The organism is Methanococcoides alaskense, from assembly GCF_027594145.1.
GTDB lineage: Archaea > Halobacteriota > Methanosarcinia > Methanosarcinales > Methanosarcinaceae > Methanococcoides > Methanococcoides alaskense.
The window spans coordinates 134,958-155,323 of the sequence record NZ_JAQFFK010000001.1 but is presented as its reverse complement, the minus strand read 5'-3'; the positions used below and the strand labels follow the sequence as shown (position 1 = coordinate 155,323).

At 41.1% G+C, this 20,366-nt stretch carries 19 protein-coding genes, 1 tRNA gene and 2 pseudogenes; 12 read left to right on the top strand and 10 right to left on the bottom strand.

Annotated features, from left to right (window positions below):
• Positions 1-16 precede the first annotated feature (16 nt).
• The 4 genes and pseudogenes from PBV53_RS00795 to mtxX all read right to left on the bottom strand — a co-directional run bounded on the left by PBV53_RS00795 (position 17) and on the right by mtxX (position 3,656).
• Entirely contained in the window at positions 17-1,288 is a 1,272-nt protein-coding gene (locus tag PBV53_RS00795; RefSeq protein WP_270095300.1) for a hypothetical protein, read from the bottom strand.
• 71 nt (positions 1,289-1,359) lie between these two features.
• Positions 1,360-2,292: a tetrahydromethanopterin S-methyltransferase subunit H gene (gene mtrH / locus PBV53_RS00790; protein WP_270095749.1), complete on the bottom strand. Its 933-nt coding sequence runs from the start codon at positions 2,290-2,292 to the stop codon at positions 1,360-1,362.
• 87 nt (positions 2,293-2,379) lie between these two features.
• A pseudogene (locus PBV53_RS00785) lies at positions 2,380-2,748 on the bottom strand (methyltransferase); the annotation flags it as partial.
• Positions 2,749-2,828: 80 nt separating this feature from the next.
• Positions 2,829-3,656 carry a methanogenesis marker protein Mmp4/MtxX gene (mtxX, locus tag PBV53_RS00780; RefSeq protein WP_270095748.1) on the bottom strand — a complete coding sequence of 276 codons (828 nt, stop codon included), beginning with the start codon at positions 3,654-3,656 and terminating at the stop codon, positions 2,829-2,831.
• A gap of 119 nt (positions 3,657-3,775) precedes the next feature.
• Here mtxX and PBV53_RS00775 point away from each other — a divergent pair, with 119 nt between their 5' ends.
• The 4 genes from PBV53_RS00775 to PBV53_RS00760 all read left to right on the top strand — a co-directional run bounded on the left by PBV53_RS00775 (position 3,776) and on the right by PBV53_RS00760 (position 7,725).
• Positions 3,776-5,269 carry a replication factor C large subunit gene (locus PBV53_RS00775; RefSeq protein WP_270095299.1) on the top strand — a complete coding sequence of 498 codons (1,494 nt, stop codon included), beginning with the start codon at positions 3,776-3,778 and terminating at the stop codon, positions 5,267-5,269.
• A gap of 420 nt (positions 5,270-5,689) precedes the next feature.
• Complete coding sequence (locus tag PBV53_RS00770) at positions 5,690-6,727, top strand: YbgA family protein (protein ID WP_270095298.1); 1,038 nt, start codon at positions 5,690-5,692, stop codon at positions 6,725-6,727.
• A gap of 303 nt (positions 6,728-7,030) precedes the next feature.
• Positions 7,031-7,297: a DUF3303 domain-containing protein gene (locus PBV53_RS00765; protein WP_270095297.1), complete on the top strand. Its 267-nt coding sequence runs from the start codon at positions 7,031-7,033 to the stop codon at positions 7,295-7,297.
• Positions 7,298-7,458: 161 nt separating this feature from the next.
• Positions 7,459-7,725, top strand: a complete 267-nt coding sequence (locus PBV53_RS00760) for a DUF3303 domain-containing protein (RefSeq protein WP_270095296.1) — start codon at positions 7,459-7,461, stop codon at positions 7,723-7,725.
• 11 nt (positions 7,726-7,736) lie between these two features.
• Here PBV53_RS00760 and PBV53_RS00755 read toward each other — a convergent pair whose 3' ends face one another.
• Positions 7,737-8,363, bottom strand: coding sequence for a hypothetical protein (locus PBV53_RS00755; RefSeq protein ID WP_270095295.1), 627 nt, complete (start codon positions 8,361-8,363; stop codon positions 7,737-7,739).
• A 222-nt stretch (positions 8,364-8,585) separates the two neighbouring features.
• Complete coding sequence (locus PBV53_RS00750; protein ID WP_270095294.1) at positions 8,586-9,920, bottom strand: RNA-guided endonuclease InsQ/TnpB family protein; 1,335 nt, start codon at positions 9,918-9,920, stop codon at positions 8,586-8,588.
• 396 nt (positions 9,921-10,316) lie between these two features.
• Here PBV53_RS00750 and PBV53_RS00745 point away from each other — a divergent pair, with 396 nt between their 5' ends.
• A complete protein-coding gene (locus PBV53_RS00745; RefSeq protein ID WP_270095293.1) occupies positions 10,317-10,844 on the top strand; it encodes a hypothetical protein in 528 nt (175 codons plus the stop codon).
• A gap of 9 nt (positions 10,845-10,853) precedes the next feature.
• Positions 10,854-11,474, top strand: a pseudogene (locus PBV53_RS09580) (glycosyltransferase family 39 protein); the annotation flags it as partial.
• A 718-nt stretch (positions 11,475-12,192) separates the two neighbouring features.
• Here the strand turns inward: PBV53_RS09580 and PBV53_RS00735 are convergent.
• From PBV53_RS00735 to PBV53_RS00720, 4 genes are all read right to left on the bottom strand, one after another.
• Positions 12,193-13,065 (bottom strand): Rossmann-like domain-containing protein, encoded by an 873-nt coding sequence (locus tag PBV53_RS00735; protein WP_333482260.1) that lies wholly within the window; start codon positions 13,063-13,065, stop codon positions 12,193-12,195.
• A gap of 25 nt (positions 13,066-13,090) precedes the next feature.
• Positions 13,091-13,273, bottom strand: a complete 183-nt coding sequence (locus tag PBV53_RS00730; protein WP_270095291.1) for a hypothetical protein — start codon at positions 13,271-13,273, stop codon at positions 13,091-13,093.
• Between the two features lie 351 nt (positions 13,274-13,624).
• Entirely contained in the window at positions 13,625-14,737 is a 1,113-nt protein-coding gene (gene tnpB / locus PBV53_RS00725) for an IS200/IS605 family element RNA-guided endonuclease TnpB (RefSeq protein WP_270095290.1), read from the bottom strand.
• 375 nt (positions 14,738-15,112) lie between these two features.
• Positions 15,113-15,186, bottom strand: a tRNA-Thr gene (locus tag PBV53_RS00720).
• 74 nt (positions 15,187-15,260) lie between these two features.
• On the opposite strand from PBV53_RS00720, the gene PBV53_RS00715 reads away from it, so the two are divergent.
• The 6 genes from PBV53_RS00715 (at position 15,261) to PBV53_RS00690 (ending at position 20,364) form a co-directional block, all read left to right on the top strand.
• Positions 15,261-15,812: an aldolase gene (locus PBV53_RS00715; RefSeq protein ID WP_270095289.1), complete on the top strand. Its 552-nt coding sequence runs from the start codon at positions 15,261-15,263 to the stop codon at positions 15,810-15,812.
• 83 nt (positions 15,813-15,895) lie between these two features.
• Entirely contained in the window at positions 15,896-16,504 is a 609-nt protein-coding gene (pgsA, locus tag PBV53_RS00710) for an archaetidylinositol phosphate synthase (protein WP_270095288.1), read from the top strand.
• 69 nt (positions 16,505-16,573) lie between these two features.
• The gene (locus PBV53_RS00705; RefSeq protein WP_270095287.1) at positions 16,574-17,014 is read left to right on the top strand and encodes an archease; all 441 of its coding nucleotides are present in this window, start codon (positions 16,574-16,576) and stop codon (positions 17,012-17,014) included.
• Positions 17,015-17,071: 57 nt separating this feature from the next.
• Complete coding sequence (locus tag PBV53_RS00700; RefSeq protein WP_270095286.1) at positions 17,072-18,532, top strand: RtcB family protein; 1,461 nt, start codon at positions 17,072-17,074, stop codon at positions 18,530-18,532.
• A gap of 369 nt (positions 18,533-18,901) precedes the next feature.
• Positions 18,902-19,372 carry a PUA domain-containing protein gene (locus PBV53_RS00695; protein ID WP_270095285.1) on the top strand — a complete coding sequence of 157 codons (471 nt, stop codon included), beginning with the start codon at positions 18,902-18,904 and terminating at the stop codon, positions 19,370-19,372.
• A gap of 161 nt (positions 19,373-19,533) precedes the next feature.
• Positions 19,534-20,364: a polymer-forming cytoskeletal protein gene (locus PBV53_RS00690; protein ID WP_270095284.1), complete on the top strand. Its 831-nt coding sequence runs from the start codon at positions 19,534-19,536 to the stop codon at positions 20,362-20,364.
• Positions 20,365-20,366 lie beyond the last annotated feature (2 nt).

Sequence of the window (20,366 nt, the reverse complement as noted above, 5' to 3'; positions counted from 1 at the left end):
AGTATTATTTCCCCTCTTACCTAGATGTCCTTGTGAGATGCACGATCCCATCTTTCACAATATTAGACACCTTTCCTGAAGCCAGAAGCTGGTTTATCTTGGTTTCAAGATCATCATTCGTATATCTTTTTGGAAGAAGGTTCTTGATGACATCCTTCTTTACTTCAGAACCGAATGGCAGGTATGCAAGAATAGAACTTTCCAACCTGTCGGGCACAGGAAGCGGACCCTCAGAAGCAGAGGGAGCCTTAGATACCACTTCTACAGAAGATACACCTAAATTGTTGTTTACCTGAGCCCCGGAAGGTGCGAACATTGATGTTACAGGAACATTTGGTGTTGAAGATGGCAGTGTTTTTGAAGAGATCACACTTTGTTCGACCAAATATGCAAAATTATCCGTTGATGGGACAGATCTTCCCAGCAAGTTTTCCAATGGTGGCTCCAGATCATTTGATGAGCTTTCTGTTTCACGAACCTCATTAGTAAATGGATCCTGCCTGAGAGAAACCAGGGTCTCAAAAGGAGTGGGATCCGGAGAACCAGAAGAAATAGATTCACCTGTGAGGGGAACAGAAGACAAGATGCCCTGTACGAACGTTCCTTCTTTCATAGAAAGACCGTCTTCATCAGGAAGTAATTCCGGCGGTATTTTCAACTCCGGAAATGATAGGGTTGCATAAGGAAGTTTTATTACGAGATCATTTGGAACTGTTGAATTTGACCCGGAAGTTGCCACTATTTGATCAGATACAGGATTGACATAGCCACCAGCCTCAACGGACACAGCTTCAGCAGAAACATCGTCAACAGAAACATCGTCAGCAGAAACACAGTCAACAGAAACATCGTCAGCAGAAACACCGTCAACAGAAGCATCGTCATTAACACTTGATCTTTTCATAAGATTAAAAATGACAATGTTCATATCACTGATCTTATCTTCAAGTTCATCTATGCGGTTTGCCATATCTGCAATAGACTGCTGAAAACATGCCATTTTTTCAATAGACACATACTTTCCATTGTCACCAGGTTCATTCAGAACATCAGGAGACGATATTGCCGGTTCACCCACATCATCCAGGACCGGCATGATGTCCAAACCATCCCCAACCATTACAACTTCAACATCCGCATCATTTGAGCTGCTGTTAGACACCTGAGGTTTGCATTCTGCCCTTTCCAGCTCTTTCTTAAGAAGTGCTGCTACAAAGGAATCCCTATCCTTAACATCGGACAATCCCTTAAATAACTCATCAGATATACTAACCTTAAGTTCTTTCATGCATGACCAACCTGGAAGTTAAGAGGAATATGTATAGAAGCAATACATAAGCATTTCCAAGACCGAATATATCAGACCAGCCTGTTAAGAGGGTGTCTGGAAGCGGTCTGGAAGACCATATCAGATGAAGCTTCAGCTATCATAATATCAGCCATTGCAGCCATTGGGAAGGTGTATGTGGCATTCTCGATAGGACCATAAAGTACAAAATCGCCACCTACCAATTGCTGCATCGTTACCGTTCCGATATCACACATGCGATATACAAGAGGATCGAGCTTCTTCTTTTCCTTGAGCCATCTCCATGAGGAAGGAGCATTATGAATACCTGAACCTACCGGGAATCCCCATTTCTCCTTGGCTGCCATTGTCATACGAAGTGCAATGCCTGCACCATTGCCCATGGGGGTAATGCTCGGATCAATAAGGATATTACTGATACCACAGTCCTCTGCCACTTCGATCAATCCCTTGTCAAGCAGTTTGCCGCCATCCTCAAGAAGGGACATCCTTCCCTCAAGGGAAGAATCCATTGCATTGAACCCAAGAACAATGGAACTGTCAATGTCAGAAAATCGGAGTGCTTCACATTCGGTTTCTGTGATGCTCATATTGATTGAATTGTAGATGGTCTTGTCAGCAAGACCGATATCAGTAACATACTCAGCAGAAGCCATTCTGACCTCCGGTTGCGGAGAATCGATGATGAATGGAGAATCACTCACAGATGAAACAAAGTCAATATATTTCTGCATACTTCCGACAGTGTTGGCAAAGATATGCACTATCGAAGGATTACCAGTCTCATCCGACATCAGGTCCTGCACATTCACAAGGTCCTCAGCAGCGAACCGGTCAAATATCCCAACATCCGCATCCTCTACAATTTTATGCCCTTCGTAGAAGATAGTACCTGCAAGAACTGTCGGTAGCTCACCGGGTTGCCCACCCATTTTCACGCCGGCAATATTCACTATATTCTGTTCCTTCTGGAAACAGAACATGCTGCCACCCACCATATCCGTTGGAACTGTTTTCCTCTTCGTCACAACTTCCACAACAAAAGGATCTTCGCAATATGGACCGTCCTTTGAGCAGTATTCGTCAACGATATTGTATATTTCATCAGTATCAGTAAGACCTATGCGGTCAATTATCGTAACCTGTTTATGGAAACGTTCGATGGCATCCTTTCCGATGTTCTCCACAAAAGGAATAGCACCATCCGAACCAATAATTCGACCATCATCATCAATGCCGTTCTTATGAAGTGAAATAAGCGTCTGTCCGGCAAGGTGACCTTTTGATTCATTGCCACATAGCAGCACATATCTTATATTGGAATTCGAGATAGTATTTATGATGATCTTTTCCGCACCAAGGTTCTCGGTCTTGCAACTACCCCACATAGCAGCTTTATCATACGGTTCCAATGAACTCGCAAGCGTGATAACAGCAATACAGGAATCCTCTTTACCGGATACACAATCCCCTTTTACAACAGGCCAGTCAAAGGCAACAGTTTCTATGTAAACACCCCTTAATTCGATACATTCCTTTCATTCTTCATGTCCACAAGAGCACTGGCAAGCATTATGGCTTTCGTATAGTGGCCGCCCACTCGTGAAGTATCCACGAAGACATGATCATCCATCAATACCGGCGCACCAATACCGTCCCCTCCGCCGAGGAAAACAAGTGTCCTGAATATCAGGTTGCCGGTTATACCATCTGGAGCAAAGATAAAGTTCGCTTCCTTGATAGCATCTTCGATGAGTATTGTATAATGCTTTGCACATATACCGTTTTCCAGAAGCCGGGATGCAAGGAAATCTCCATCTGCAAGGGTACGGTCGATCTTCTCGTGTCTGCCAAGATCTCCCATTCTGCCCCCTGAAAGTATACCCACCACCGGCTCGATATCGAACCTGCGTATATGTTCGACACCAAGACGCACAAGGGTTATCTTGTCCGAAAGGTCATTTCCCTCATCAATACCGACAGGAGCAAGGAAGAACGGGACACCGTCCGCACTTATCAGAAAGGCCATGCGATACAACTTATCGATACCAAGGACATCCTTAAGATGGGAAAGAGTGCCGGAAGCATTAGCAGTGCCTCTTACCGCAGCATCCACTGAACCGGAAGCAAGCAGATCTCCAAGCACTAACTCGGGTTCATGGGTATTGATGATCTCAAGAGAAGTTCCCACAGAATCTATCTCTTTTTTATCCCCTACAAGAATAACTTGAGCATAACCTGAATTTTGAGCATTCTCGATACTGGAGATCATCTTTGCAGAAGGGTTCCGAACTCCTATGGCAACCTTTGCCACATTTGAAATAGCCCTTCTCCTGACAACATCCATAAGACCTTCTGTGCTGCTTTGCCGAGCCACGATACACCTGCCAGAAATGATATTAATTAGAATCAAAAAGAAATGCAAACATTAATTACTTTTCGCTTTTATGTAAGGTATGATCACAGATGGTAGAATCTATCGAATGGGTTGAAAAATACCGACCACAGTCCCTTAAGGACATTGTAGGCAACAAAAAATCTGTTGTAGATATGCGTGAATGGGCACAGTCATGGCTATCAGAAACGCCTGAAAAGAGAGCGGTCATACTGCATGGTCCTGCAGGAGTTGGAAAAACCTCCGCAGCACACGCACTTGCCAGGGACCTCGACTGGGAGATCATCGAACTTAACGCAAGTGACCAGAGAACGGCAGGCGTCATTGAAAGGGTCGCTGGTTCTGCATCAAAGATGAGCTCCCTTACAGGAACCACTGCAAAGAGACTTATCATACTTGATGAGGCCGATAATATCCACGGGAATGCCGACAGAGGAGGAGCCCGGGCTATAGGTGGTATTATAAAGAACACAGACCACCCCATCGTGCTTATTGCCAACGACCTCTATGGACTTACACCTTCCGTACGTTCCCTATGCATCGAGCTCAAGTTCAATTCGGTACAGGGACGTTCCATGATACCGGCACTGAAGAGGATCTGTGTCGAAGAGAAGATAATGTGCGGGGTCGGAGTTCTTGAAAAGCTAGCAGAGAACGCCGGAGGAGACCTGCGAAGTGCCATTAAAGACCTTCAGGCAGTGGCAACAGGAAGAGATGAGATACACATAGAGGATATCGCTACTTCCGAAAGGGATACAAAAGAGTCGATCTTCAAAGTGCTTGGGAAGATATTCAAGAACACAGACCCAAAGACAGCACTGGAAGCTACCTATGGTCTTGATGAGACCCCTGAGAACCTTATCCACTGGATAGATGAGAACCTGCCCTTACAGTATGGAACTGAAGAAGGCACAGAGGAAGACCTCATCACAGGATATGAGCATCTGGCTAAAGCGGACAGATACCTCGGACGTGTAAGAAAACGACAGAGCTACCGCCTCTGGAGATATGCAGGTGCTCTTATGACATGCGGGACCGTTGTTTCAAAGGCCCACGTTGGTAGCGGATTCACAAAGTATCAGCCACCATCGTTCTGGCGAAAGATGGGACAATTAAGGGCAAAACGTGATATGAGAGATAATATCGCTTCAAAGATAGCGGACCATGCCAATAAATCCATGCGATATTCACGCACAGACCTTGCACACCTTTACGGCAGGATGCTGGAAGAAGACGAATATGCAGCAGATGTCACTTTCGATCTTGAGCTGAGCATTGATGAGATGGTCTATCTCACGGGCAAGAAAAAGGTCACAAAGGACATACAGAGGATCCATGACCTCGCACAGGCAAGACGACAGAGCCTTGGACGCGATGAAGGCAAGGCATTCTTTGAGAAGAAGCCCAGAAAACAGACACCTGACAAGAAACAGATGGACCTGACACAGATAATCAACAGTGCACCTCAAGAGAACAAGGTCGAAAAAAAAGAGACCGAGAATGTACCTCCTGTAAAAAAGAGTGCATCAAAGGCTAAACCGCAAAAGACATTGTTCGACTTCTGAAAGATATGCCAGAATAATGAGATCGTCGGGTGAGAAATTTGACAAAGCCTGTTGTCAACTATTTCTAGCCTTTTTCTTTTCATTTCTTCCTTTTTTAGATTGGATCTTACTCAGATAGGTCATTTAATAGCGTGCCTTATATAATAATGAATTGGAAATATAAAAAAAGCAATATATAATTAGTATTTTACACCACTTATAAATATCATGTCTTGCAAAAAGACTTCTGTAAATTATAATTTTGATATTCGTCCATAGCATATTACAAGAATGGAATACTTTCCAGTCATAATGTCGGGGGATCATATGACGTATTTCGAAAATGAACAGCACGGAGTTATCGAGCCATTGCCTTTTATTTTTACTTTACAAACATGAATTGGTGTTTTCATTTTACTTATCAGTTAATTGGAGGGAGAGATGGTGGATTATGAAATTCCTGAGTATCCTTACACAAAGCCTCGCATTGTTGTAAGTAAATGTCTGGAGTTTGAAAATGTGCGCTATGATGGAAGTGTCATACATTGCCAGACAGTTCGTAACATGATGCAATTTGCAGATTTTATTAAAGTTTGTCCGGAAGTGGAAATTGGACTTGGAGTTCCACGTTATCCCATAAGGATAGTACTTGTAGATGGGGAAAAAAGACTTATCCAACCAATAACACTGAGTGATCTAACAGAAAAGATGGATAACTTCACAGACACATTCCTGAAAGAACTGCCTCCAGTTGATGGTTTCATATTTAAATCCGGATCCCCCACCATTGGGATGCGGGATATCAAGATCTACTCCGATAAAGTGAAAGGATTAGTGGTCGATCGTGGTAATGGTTTTTTTGCAGAGAAGATACTTCGTGACTACATCGACTATCCGATGGAAGAAGATGATCGGCTGAAGAACAATATTATAAGGCACCATTTCCTTACAAAACTTTTTGCTTTTGCAGACCTTAGGAAAGTAAAAGAATCGGGTTCAATTGAAAAATTAAAGCAATTCAATCAGTATAATCACTATCTTTTCCGTCTCTACAATCATGATATCTCTTTAAAATTGGATGAGCTGGTTGAAAATAAGAGTTCTTTAAAATTCGATGCGATCTTGAAAGAATACGAAAGAATAATGCCACATATTTTTTCCAGAGAACCGAAGTCGAATGAATTTATAGATGTTGCAAATGAAACATTCTTAAATATAGTCTCTTCCTTGAACATTGTTGAAGAGAAATACCTGACTCAGATCATAAAAAAATATACTGATAATCGATTGACATACGATGCATTACTTGAGATCCTTAAGTTTTATGTTATGCGTTTTAGTGACTCAAAAAAAGAATATTCCAGATTGTTCTTCCCATATCCGGAAGAATTGAAAACGGAATCAGAAACTGAAAGGGATCGGGATTTCTGGGCTAATTTCCCGATTGCATCCGAGCAATCCAAAGTACATTTACACTAAAGGAATTGTCTTGGTCATATTAGCTCATGAGCCTACATTAGAGACTTCTTAGTGAGTGAATTTTAAAGCTAAATATAGTTTTGTTAGAATAGATAGTAAGCTATATATGAAATAGGGACAGAACTTAACATACATAATTTATTTGGTGGTCGGGGGACACAGATGAAAATGCTAAAAAGACGATTAGCTGTGCTTTTAGTAATAAGAGAATCTGTAGAAACTGTCCATGGAAGATCAATTGATTTTGATACCAGAGATGGTTTAAAAGTAAATGATTGATAAATCAAAAGTGGGGAAATGAATATGCTATACATGGAAATCAGTACTTGGGAACCAGAGAAACGTGATCTGATACTTGAACACTTTAAAGAGCTGAAGATGCCTGCAGGAGTAAAGGTCCACGATCAATGGATCGATCTCACGGGATCTCGATATTTTATCCTCTATGAGTGCGATGATGCAGAGGCTTTTGCAAAATTCAACCTTCCATGGTCGGATGTATGCTACATTGAAACTGTCCCTGTAATGAAATCAACCGAGTTCATATCACTAATGAGCAGAAAAAGCTGAGATCGGAAATGGTCAAAAGTAAATAATGCAAAATGCGATCCAGGAAGATATTGAAGCAGTAATGGATAATAAACATCATTAGAACACTAGTGATACCATGAGATCCTCTTGGATCTAATTTTTCATGGTATAATTATTAAATTAAAAGTGGGGTAATTAATATGTTATATATGGAAATCAGTACTTGGGAACCAGAGAGTCGCGATCTCGTACTTGAACACTTTAAAGAAATAAAAATGCCTGCAGGAATAAAGGTCCACAACCAATGGGTCGATCTTACAGGAGGAAGATATTTTATCCTATATGAGTGCGATGATGCAGAGGCTTTGGCAACATTCAACCTCCCATGGTCAGATGTGTGCTACATTGAAACCGTTCCTGTAATGGGATCAACCGATTTCATGTCACTAATGAGCAAAAGGAACTGAATCTCCTGTTTTCAGGGGATTATTTTTATTTCTTTTTCTTCCTTTCCTAAGAATAAGTTAATGGGTCCAACAGGGAATGCTTTTGTTGGATATCCGTAAACAAAATTGCCTTCACTGTCCGAAACAATTGTTTGTGAAGCTTTGATCTTCAATAGAACATTTTCTGCACTTTCAGTTTCTCCATTTATGATTATATCATAGTTTCCTGAAGGAACATTTTTGTCAATGTATATCGCCCGTCCATTTTCAGCTTCTCTGTACTGCTTAAAAGGTATCAGCATTCGGACCGTGAAGGTCATGTTCTTGACCTCATATGCCTCGACCCGGAATTCGTTTGGCACTGAATTTATCGCCACGTCATCGAACCTGTGTTCATACTTATTATCTTTAACAGGAATTGAGATCTCGAAGTTAACATCCAATTTTATACTTTTATCAGGTTTAGTTTTACCTGAGATCATTAGCTCCTCACCTTGCTTTAATTGAATAGCAGATACATCCCACTCAATTATATCCCCATGAGATATTTCGGGAACTGACCTATAAAATAATGAATTTATTTTTTTGATGATCGTAAGGAATAGATTATAATCTTCTTTGATCGTGATGATCCCCCCATGTTCTATACTGATTCCCACAAGTACCTAAGATAATAATTTTGTGGCTTTATGTGCTGATCTTCCTTCAATTTTCAGGAGAAGTAGCTGAAGGATGATAGAAAAATTTAGACAAAGTTGTAATTACTTCTGGTCCCACCAAATTCCCCCATTGGCCTATACAATTATAGTGAACTACCCCTCCCTAATTAACGTGCTTCCAGCACGTTAATTTGAGGAAGGAGCTTCCTACGAGTATTTACGTCATTTCGAGATAATTCCGTTAGGAATAATCCCGATCTGTAAACCTGTTTGTCGCAGATTATCAACTGTTTGTTGATAGCCTGTCCACAAGGCATTATGTTTGAAATATCTCATTAAGATGTTCACTGAACTGTTACAGTCCCTGTCCAGAACATTGCCACAGACACCACATTCGTATGTCCTATCGCTAAGTGACATGTCTTTTAAGGATCCGCATACACAGCACATTTTTGAAGTATATGATTCATCAATTCTTATTATTCTTTTACCCGCTTGTTCAGCTTTATAGGTCAAGAATTGAGCAAATCGTCCCATATGTCCTGAGTTATGGGTACCTCGATGTGTACTTCTATTGTATTTTTTATCACCAGGTTTACTTGATGCCATACTTTTGACATCCAGTTTACCTATGATGATAACACCAGCATCGTTATTTTCAATAATACGTTTGGTAATTTTATGCTGGTTATCTTTCAATTGGTTGGATGATTTATGTTTCATCCTACCCAAATTTCCATGTAATAACTTCCATTTCCTACTGTTCTTCAGACAATGGTCCCGTCTTGACTGGATCTGTTGAACTTTAGGTTCCCAGTATTTATCGGGTCGTCGGTTAATAAGTTCAGTAAAGTTACCGTCTGTATCAACCATGGTCTGTTTAGTCGTACCAATATCAATAGCAAGATATGCATCATTATTGTTGAATGGGATTGATGGTATATCGTATGTAATTGATATGTAAAACTCGTTCTCTTTCTGGCAAACATTGATTTGGTTAATGGTCCCAGCATGCTTGAATATTCTATTATACAATAATTCAGCAGGGAGTTCGAATTTCAGTGGTATTTTTGATGGATGTTTATGTGAAAAATCAATGTATAGTTTATCCTGATTAGTATAATCCAACGTTGGGCTGTGTATCCTGGTATCCATTGATTTAAGTATAATAATATGCCCATTTGAATCGGATATTTCAAATCCCGACTGGTTATAAAGCATCGTTATAAAATAATCCTTACCTTTGAATCCAGGCGGCCTTGCTTTTTTATCACCATTCTTTTTTAGATTGAAGAATGATTTATAATCGTTATCAAGACACTTCAGAACACCTTGCAGGACTTTCGAATACACCCATGTATATTCAGGATAAGTTTGTTTGATATTGGGTAAATCATTTTGCTGTTTAACATAACCAATTTTGGATTTGTTCTTATATGCATCACGTCGTTCAGTTAACCCGAAATTATATATCAGCCTACACTTTTCAGAAAGATCCCATAGAACAGATTCCTGTTCAGGAGTAGGTTGAATCTGAATCGGTAAAGTTAACTGCATATAATATCTCCAAATTTTATAAGTGTTACAAAACTATTTAAGAGTTAGTATCTAATGATGTTTTCATATGGATAGAATCGTGTTCATCCCCCACCTAGCGCCCTCGGCTGCTTGAGGAAGGGGGACTTCCCGCTCAAATGTTAAAATGTATACTATTTAGATTTATTGAGAAGTTGTCATTTTGATAATCTTAGCCTCATTTTATAAAACGTGAGCTACTCCCCCCTTACGGACGGAGCTTCCTGCTTCATCCCTTGAACTATTATCGACAAACGCCACCTTATCCGTTGAAAAGAATATTGGAGTGATAACAGCGACAAAAAAGATTAACAACAAGGTTTTTGACATACGCATAAAACCAGAATATTTATAAGGTCTCATTGGCTACAGAAGCGTGTGAAAACGATTGATGCTTCAGCAATAAAACTAATTATTCTTGAAGGCTTTATCATGTTCTCTGCTGTTGCTGTCATCATAACAGTCTATCTTCAACTGAATCCTTTTGTATATCCCGGACTCCAAACAAAGATCAACTGGTTCTTTGCATTATATATGTTATTTTTAGTATCAGCTTACTATGCTGAGATCATACGGTACTCTATTAGGGGAATAATTGTTCCTGTTAAACATGCTACAGTTTATGACATACCATTTAGTAAAAAAGTGGTAAGATCATTGGAATTATTATATGAACAAGTAAACGTGTCCTACAAGAAGAGTACTGAATTTGAATTAATGAAAATTGGTGCAAATAATGTATTTCAATCAATATTAACAATTTTTTGCATATTGTTGGTTATCAAAGAAATAAATACTAACTTGATAGAATCGACGATGATCATATCTTTGATGAGTATTTTGGTAATATTCGGTGCAGCTACAGTGTTGATAAGTAGATTTGAAAACTCTAATGTTAATTATTAAATCAAGATCATGGCACTCAAACAAAAAAGAAGTGAGTTTAACCGAGCAGAGTTAAAGGTAGCTCTATTGATCGGCATGATCACTGTAATAGGTTTTTTGCTTAGAGTTTATCATCTCGGAGATCAATCATTATGGCTCGATGAAGCGATATCATCTAATGCTGCAGCAGCACTTTTGCAATACGGATCACCTGTATTTCCTTCGGGACAGATATATGGCCGGGCTATTTTAAACACATATCTGATTGCATTATCATACAACATCTTTGGAGTGGGTGAATTTGCAGGAAGACTTCCAAGTGTTATATTTGGCACATTGACAATACCAATTGTATACTTCATAGGTGCGAAACTGGAAAATAGAAATGTTGGAATTCTAGCTTCGATATTCATAGCATTTTCTGTTTGGGAAATAATGTGGTCACGTCAGGCCCGCATGTATCAACAGTTACAGTTCTTCTACTTAGCTTCAATACTATTGATCTACGAGTTCAATAATAATAGAACAACCAGAAATTTCGTTTTGCTCGTAATATGCATATTGGGAGCTATGTCAAGTCACTTATTTGGTTACGTGCTTATTCCCATAGCTTTAATTTACTTCCTGATAGGAAATATTGACATTGCTAAAAGGATACAGATCAAGTCCATAGATATACGACCTGTGATCTTGTCATTGGCTATTTTATTGATACTTATATTCGCCACAGATCTTAGCCGGGTCATATCCGTGGTCTTTAATACAAGATATGATTATTTTGGACCTTATATTTATTTTTTAGAGGACTGGGTCCCTTTATTCTTTTATTTAGCCCCCCTTGGAGCAGTTGTGGCTCTTGAGAAAAGACCAGGTTTGGGAACACTCCTGATATTGTCTTACATGATCCCTTTTTATTTTATCTCATTTCATGTTAAACTTCTTGGATTTAGATATCTATATTTCATATTTCCGATATTAGTTGTATTTACGTCTTTGTTGATCATAAAGTTGACAGAACATAAAAAGGAACAACTTTTACCGAAGTTGCGATCCCCTAATGTGAAGGTTTTAATTAATTCAGCAATCATAATTCTGTTGTTGTCAGCATCAGTAGCTCAATTTCAATTAACTCCAGAGGATAATTACAAATTGGAACCCAGAACCCCACAAGCAGAGTTCAAAGAAGCCTACAATGCTATCAAAATGAACATGGGTCCTGATGATGCAATAATGGCTGGCTGGACACCTCTTGCACAATATTATATTGGCAGATGTGATTACTGGCTGGCATTTTCTATAACCGGGACAGGAATCGACGATTTCCTTATAAATGATACCCAATATGATGTTTATGCTAATGCAACAGTAATTAGGGATGTGCAGGCATTGGAAGATGTAATGGATGCTCACGATCAAGGTTGGATCGTTGTGGATGACATGACACAAAGAGGAATAAGTCCTGAAATGAGATCTTCTCACCACATTTTTTGAGTAATTGATTAGTGCCGCCTGCTTCACTAACGACCTTTAACATAGTGTCAGTATCGTTTATTCGTGTTCCCATCACCGCAGTGAATCCTTTATCATAGAACGGCTGTGGCAACATCACTGCGGAAGGGCCGAGAAGGACTACTTCACGTGCATTTTTCTTCATGGATATAAGCTCATCAGTTGTTCCATTTACAAGTGTACTGGCAGTGATTATGATAACATCCGACCCTGAAAGTACTTCGGAAGCATTATTCTCTGGAACGACAACTATACGTTCATCAATGATATCCTTCTTTTCGATCACTGTAAGCTGGTCTGTTATCTTCAGTATCCGTGCTATCATTGGGCTGAAATGGCCCACCATTCCAATTTTGTCCCCTGGCTTTATCAGGTCAAGCACATCAACATCGGATAATGCATACTTTTCAGGATGAAGGTCGCATATCATAGTTGCCAGTGCATTTACGGTCGCCACTCCAACAACAGCTTTGAGCATGTTGTCAGAGAGTGCCATTTCCATGACCTCTGATGCAGGCCTGCTGGACATATCTCCTGCCTCCGGCAGTGTTGTACAGTGAGATGAGCCTGATTGAGGTTGAGTGGCTGCGATTCCTCCGTAGCCGCCTGTTATCTTCACTCCGCCATAGACAACACCCACCCTTACATCTTCCACATAGATGTCATCCAGTTTTCCTTCGAGTTCCTGCCTGATCTGCTCAAGCAACATTGCCATTAACGAATTATCTTCCATTTTATTACCGCCTGTGTGTTTCTCATCAGAGCCTGTTTATTTTTGTTGTGAGGTCAAAAGGCTTTGCATAATATGGTGCGGTAGTTACAACTATATCAACAACTTCTGCATATTTTGGGATGTCATTGAACTCAATGCCTCCAAGTTCGTCCCATATAGCCGCAAACCTCAATAGATGGGTGATAGCTACTACTTTGATAGAATCCAAATGTTCAACTGAACTATATCAGATGTAGTTTTCATCCCATGTATATAGAATGAACTTTCTTTTTCATTCCATCCTGTTTATATCACCTGAACGTATCCGAAAGAGATTCTATTTGATGTAGTCGTTTTACATTTGACATTGTTCCTCAAAACTTACGAATTTGGTATTAGTTATGGAAAAGGGTTGCATATAAGTGCTTCACATGCATGAGGGAACACGTCCTGGAATAACCAGGATAAATGATACTATGCATGCGTGAACTACTCCACGCTTACGCATGGAGCTTCCTGTTTCATAGCTCGTTCCATCGAACGCAACTCCACAGGCCCTTCCCCTCATTCCGAAGGTGCTTCAAATTCCAATTAAGTTCTGTTTATCAAGTGCAAATTTCTTAATGTTGATAGCGGCATTAATATCTCTATCGTGAATTGAATTGCATTCAGGACATTCCCATTCTCTAACCGCAAGTATCATGTCATTTTTGTAGTGACCACAGACATTACAGATTTTAGTTGATGGTTCGAATTGTCCGATGCGTAGAACGGTCTTTCCACACCATTCTGCCTTATATTCGAGCATGGATACAAAGGAACTCCACGAAGCATCTGCAATATGTTGAGCAAGGTTGTGATTTTTCATCATCCCTTCAACATTCAATGTTTCCAACGCTATAGCTTGGTTCTCGCTTAATAGTTTAGAAGAGAGTTTGTGTTGGAAATCATTTCTCTGGTTTCTGACTTTCTCATGGAGTTTTGATAATGCAAGTTTAGCTTTTGTCCTATTCTTTGAACCTTTTTGTTTCTTGCTCATCCTTCGATGTAGCACATTCAGGCGTTGCATAGAGTTTTTAAGATACTTAGGATTCTCGACTTTTTCACCATTGGAGATAACAGCGAAATCCTTAATCCCCACATCAACGCCAACTGTTGTACTTTCATCGAAAGAGGATTTAACAGGCACTTCTTTACCATCTTCGACAAGAATGCTGATATAGTATTTTCCAGTAGATGTTCTGGAAACCGTAGCAGTCTTTCCGATACCTGTAAATTTACGATGTAAAATAGTCTTGACCAACCCTACCTTTGGAAGAAAAACTTTGTCGTTATCGTAATCTATTTTATAATGTTGTGGTGCAGAAAACGATTGTACAGGGTTCTTTTTCGATTTAAATTTAGGAAATCCAGTCTTTTCCCTGAAAAACTTTGTATAAGCATTTTCAAGATTAAGGGTAGCACCTTGTAGCGATTGAGAATTTACATCCTTCAACCATTCATGTTCTACCTTTAACTCGGTCAACATTTTGTTCAACGTGAACCTTGATGTTGACTTGCCCTCCGTTTGATAAGATTTAATCTTGTTATCCAAAGCCCAGTTATAGATGAACCTGCATGAACCGAAATGTTGGAAAAACATCCCTTCCTGCTCTTTTGTAGGATACATTCTATACTTGAAAGCCTTTAACATACTTGCCCCCATACTACTTAACACTAATTATACTTTAGGTTAAACAACTGTGATCATCATGTTAGTACGCATTCATCCCCTAGCTTACGTAAGGGGTGTTCTGCATATTATGATAAAACGCAACGCATAAGATTACAAAAAGTAAATACTCCACAAATGTAGGTGGAGAGCCATAATATGCCACCGTCTGCTCACTAACCACACCCATTTGCTATTACTCCTTAAAGTATTAAGGTAGTGATACTTTAGTGATAAATATTGCTATTTGCTATTAAAATTTGCAATGTTTTTGAAGCAATACTATATTTTTATTGACTGGATAAAACAACCAATTGATAAGAAAACTTTAACAACAAAACTAAAACAGAGAGAAAAAGCCTCGGGTGTGATTTGAACACACGACCTAGTGATTACAAATCACTCGCTCTGCCGGGCTGAGCCACCGAGGCGCTATTGAAACATACCCATACAATGCATAATAACAGATAAATGTAATGGTTGATTCTAGGGTGGTAGATATACTATGTGGCAAGAAATGGAAAAATTCGGGAAAAAGCTTGTGGACCACGGGCTTGTAGAGTCTAATTTCGGGAACATTAGTGTGCGTGTTGGAAGAAGTATGATAATAACACGGACAGGTGCGGCACTGGATGAGATAGAGGAGAAAAGTGTGGTAGAAGTACCCATCGAAAATACATCAGAGCTTGACGTACTGGCATCTTCAGAGGCATCGGTCCATCGTGCGATCTATCAGGGAACAAATGCAAAAGCGATCGTTCATGCACATTGTCCCTATTCCGTCACACAGACACTCATAGCAGATTCTGATAAGATAATCCCCATTGACAGCGAAGGAAAACTTTTCCTGAAGGAAATACCCATCGTTAAAGGTGGGATCGGTTCTAAGGAAGTGGGAGAAGGAGCTGTTAAAGCGTTTGAAGAACATAGAGGAATGGTGGTCTACAGCCATGGCCCGTTCACAATAGGTGAGACATTATCGGAAGCATACATAATTATGACACAGATCGAACATTCATGCAGAATAAAGTATCTTGTGGACCTTGCCAAAAAATAAATCCATACGAAAAGAACCAAAAAAACTAATAGTCAATATACGGTAATAGACCTCTACTATTATTGAACATACAAGGAACAGCCATGACCATTGATTCATTCAGACCGGCAGCTACAAGGATACTCGACCCGATAGCAAGAAGCGTAGCGAACAAAGGCATATCACCAAACGCTCTCTCAGTGGGTTCACTGGTATGCGCTGCACTTGCGGGCATCTCATTCTATTTTTCTGTGGACAACCCCTTAAGTGCACTCATAGCGATATTATTTGTTGCCCTTAACTCATTCCTTGATGCCCTCGATGGTGCAGTCGCAAGGTACCTTCGCACAGACAGTAAAAAAGGCGATTTCCTTGACCATGTGATCGACAGATATTCCGATGTTTTCATAATATGCGGAATGTTCTTCGGCGGGCATGTCCATTGGCAGATAGGCACCATAGCCATTGTCTGCGTACTTCTGACCAGTTACCTTGGAACCCAGGCACAGGCACTGGGTATCGGCAGGTTCTATGGCGGCATCATGGGTAGAGCTGACAGGCTTGTACTGATACTGATAGCATCCCTTGCCTACTACATTTACAGTGAAGCGATCTTCGGATACACGATCATCGGATGGTCTCTCGTAGTGATAGCCATTGGCAGCCATATTACAGCCATACAGAGAATGGCCAGCATATGGAAGCGCCTCTGAGACAGGACATATTGACCCATCAGATCGTTCTGGAATAGTTTAAAGTAGAGCAAAGACCATCTAAAAATTATGCCGTCCACTGAAGTAAAATATGAATATCTTGAACATACTGCGGATGCAAAGTTCAGAGCCTACGGCAAAACAAAGGAAGATGCTTTTGCAAATGCTGCAGAAGCTATGTTCAATGTGATGATAAATACATCAAAAGTGGACTGCAAGCACAGGGAAGATATCATCGTCAATGCACCGGAGATCGATGAACTGCTTGTTGAGTGGCTCTCAGAACTTCTTTTCCTTTTTGAAGTGGATTTCCTCGCATTCGGAGAGTTCAAGGTTGAAAATATAACAGAAAAGGATGGAGAATTTGAATTATCAGGTCATGCATGCGGTGAAGAGATAGACCTTGAAAGGCATGAGATCGATACAGAGGTCAAGGCAGTGACATACAATGATCTGAGAGTGGAAGAGACCGAGAACGGATCCATGGTCCAGGTCACTGTCGATACATGAAATTAACGAATATTATCGATGATACATTAAGAACAATATCATCAAGGGGTGGGATACATGGAAAGCGGAAATAAAATAACTGATTTGCTCACGAAGATAGATGATAATATCTGGGAGATACCTGAGGACTATTCGCCTGGAATGAACGTTCCGGGAAGGATATATCTATCAGATAAGCTTATCCGGGACCTTGAGCTGGAAACACTTGACCAGGTGGCAAATGTGGCAAAATTGCCAGGGATACAGAAATTCTCCATGGCAATGCCTGATGCCCATCTGGGCTACGGGTTCCCCATCGGAGGCGTTGCAGCCTTTGATGAAGAGGAAGGAGTGATCAGCCCGGGAGGCGTGGGTTTTGATATTAACTGCGGTGTAAGGCTTTTACGGTCCAACCTTACGGTCGAGGAGGTCCGTCCGAAGATGAAAGAACTTACAGAGAGGATGTTCGAGGCAGTGCCGTCGGGTGTAGGGTCAAAAAGCCGTCTGAGAGTTACAGACAGCGAACTTGATGATATATATCTGCATGGCTCGAAGTGGGCAGTGGAGAACGGTTATGGGGAAAAGACCGACCTTGAGCACTGTGAAGGCGGCGGGTGTATCGAAGGCGGAGATGTTGGTCACATAAGCATCAAGGCACGAAAGAGGGGGAGACCACAGGCGGGAACCCTTGGAAGCGGGAATCATTTCCTTGAAGTGCAATATGTTGATAAGATATATGACCAAGAAGCTGCTGATACTTTTGGACTGGAAGAAGGTCAGGTCAGTTTTATGATACATTGCGGTTCACGCGGCACAGGTCATCAGATTTGCACGGACAATATCAAGACGATGTCACAGGCTTCGAAGAAATACGGCATACAGCTTCCAGATAAGCAACTCGCATGTGCTCCGGCGCAGTCCGAGGAAGCACAGAACTACTTTGGGTCAATGATATGTGCCGCCAACTATGCGTGGAACAACCGCCAGATGATCACGCACTGGACAAGGGATGTTATCGCAGACACTTTCAGGTCGGATATTGACGAGCTGGGTTTAGAACTTGTCTATGATGTGGCACACAACGTGGCAAAGCTCGAAGAGCATGAGGTTGACGGCAAAAAGAAGAACGTCTACGTCCACCGTAAAGGTGCTACAAGGGCATTCCCAAGGGGACATAAGGAAGTTCCTTTAAAATATCGCGATGTAGGGCAGCCCGTGCTGATCCCTGGAAGTATGGGCACAGCATCCTATGTACTTCACGGAGGAGATCGATCAATGGACATCTCGTTCGGAAGTGCATGTCATGGTGCCGGCAGGGTGATGAGCCGTTCACATGCTAAAAAGGAGTTCCAAGGAGAGGATATCAAGATGCAACTTGAGAAAAGGGGCATTACGGTCAGATCAGCACATCCGGCAGTCATTGCAGAAGAAGCTCCAGGTGTTTACAAATCCAGTAGCGAAGTGGTCAATGTGGTCCACGAACTGGATATCGCAAGAAAGGTAGCAAAAATGATGCCCATGGGCGTTATTAAAGGCTGATATGTAAAAGTTATGTTAAGGGCATAAGATCGAGATGTAAGGGCGATATGAATATATTGGCCCTTATATCGTATGGCATCAGACTAATTTATCAAAATAAGCAAAGCTTTCAGGTCAATACCACAAAAGAAGATAACAAGAGAGTGAGGAAACGGTTTTTGAGGGGATGAATGGTTTGCTTGATTACAGTCATTTACAACACAAAAGTTTGCAAGCAATCTTCCCGTTTCCTCAATATAAGGATTGATATAATATTATTTAAAGCTGATTGGAATCATTTAAATATAAAATCTGTTATGCCAACAATTAGATTCCGAAACACATTTTCGACCGATACTATTTTTAAGTGCAATACATAATCTTGCGCCTATGGATAAAAATGCGAAAATGCTGAAAAAAGTTCGTGTCATGGCTGACTACCAGTTTGGAAAAGGATGCGGAGAAATTATGTTCCCCGATGACTCAACATTCCAGCTCTCAAGGACAAAACGTATCCGACAGATAATGAGCCAAGGCAAACGTATTGCGACCGTAAGAGCAAGAGATGGAACGTTCACATTGAGCATGGATGCTACAACAGCTATACACAAACACATACCTGCGCCAGGTTCAAGGGTCACTGTCTGTGATGATGCTGTGCCTTTCGTCTCCAAGGGCAAGACCACATTTGCAAAACATGTAACTGCCATAGACCCTGAACTTCGGAGCGGGGATGAGGTCCTTGTTGTCGATGAGAACGATATGGTGATCGCAACAGGACAGTTGGTGTTGTCCCCTGAAGAGATCGAAGCCCTTGATACCGGTGCCGCGGTCGATGTCAGGTGCGGATGCGAACAATGAGCTTTCTCTTGCAAAACAGCAGGCAGACTTCAAGATCTACATAGCAACAGGTTAAATAAGCTGATAGAGCATACATAATCTCAAAATCATCCCCACCGGAGAGTGAAAATATCGCAGAAGAGGGACTCCTGAAGACATTTGTCATTCCTGACAATACAAAAATGGAAGAACGGAACATCGTTCTTGATGGTGATATCGTAGTGGGTAACCATTCCGACATACGCTATGGAATTATCGCCAAAGCTGCCATACTCGGTGAAAGGGTAGAGGTTTCAGGTGACATAGTTGCCAGCTCGGATGTAAGGATAGATATCTGGTCACACATCGGTGGGAACGTCAAGACAAAAGAGAACGCTTACATCGGTGAGTTCGTCACCATTGATGGAAGGCTCGTTGTAAAAGGCGACCTTGACATTGGAAATGATGTGAAGATCAGCAGCGGTTTCGAAGCAAAGGGCTGGATCGTTGTAAGGAACCCGATCCCTGTTATAGCATACCTGTTCCTTTATCTGACAGAACTTTTACGCATGGGCAAGGATGAAGAGGTCGAAAAGGCGCTTGATGAGCTTTTCGATGAAGAAGTAGAGACCATAGGAAATCTCGCCATGATCGTCCCGAACGGTTCTAAGATATCCATCGATTCCATCAGAGTACCAGCCACAGCATCCATAGGCAACAATTGTCGCCTTGTCGGCAATATCCGTGCTTCCACACTCGAGATGGGAAATGATACTACGCTTTATGGAAGTATCCGCACCCTTAATACAGTGGACCTCGGGGAAGATAATATCATACACGGGAACATTGTATCCAGAGGTGATGTATACATCAACAAGGGAACACATGTTCTTGGTGAGATAAATGCCAATTCCATAAAGATACACGAAAGTGCACGTGTTGACGGTGTCATGAGAGCACCCGGAGGAATTATCTTCATAAGGGAAGAAGATGAGATCCTCAATGAAAATGAACTTATGACGCTTGATATTTGACC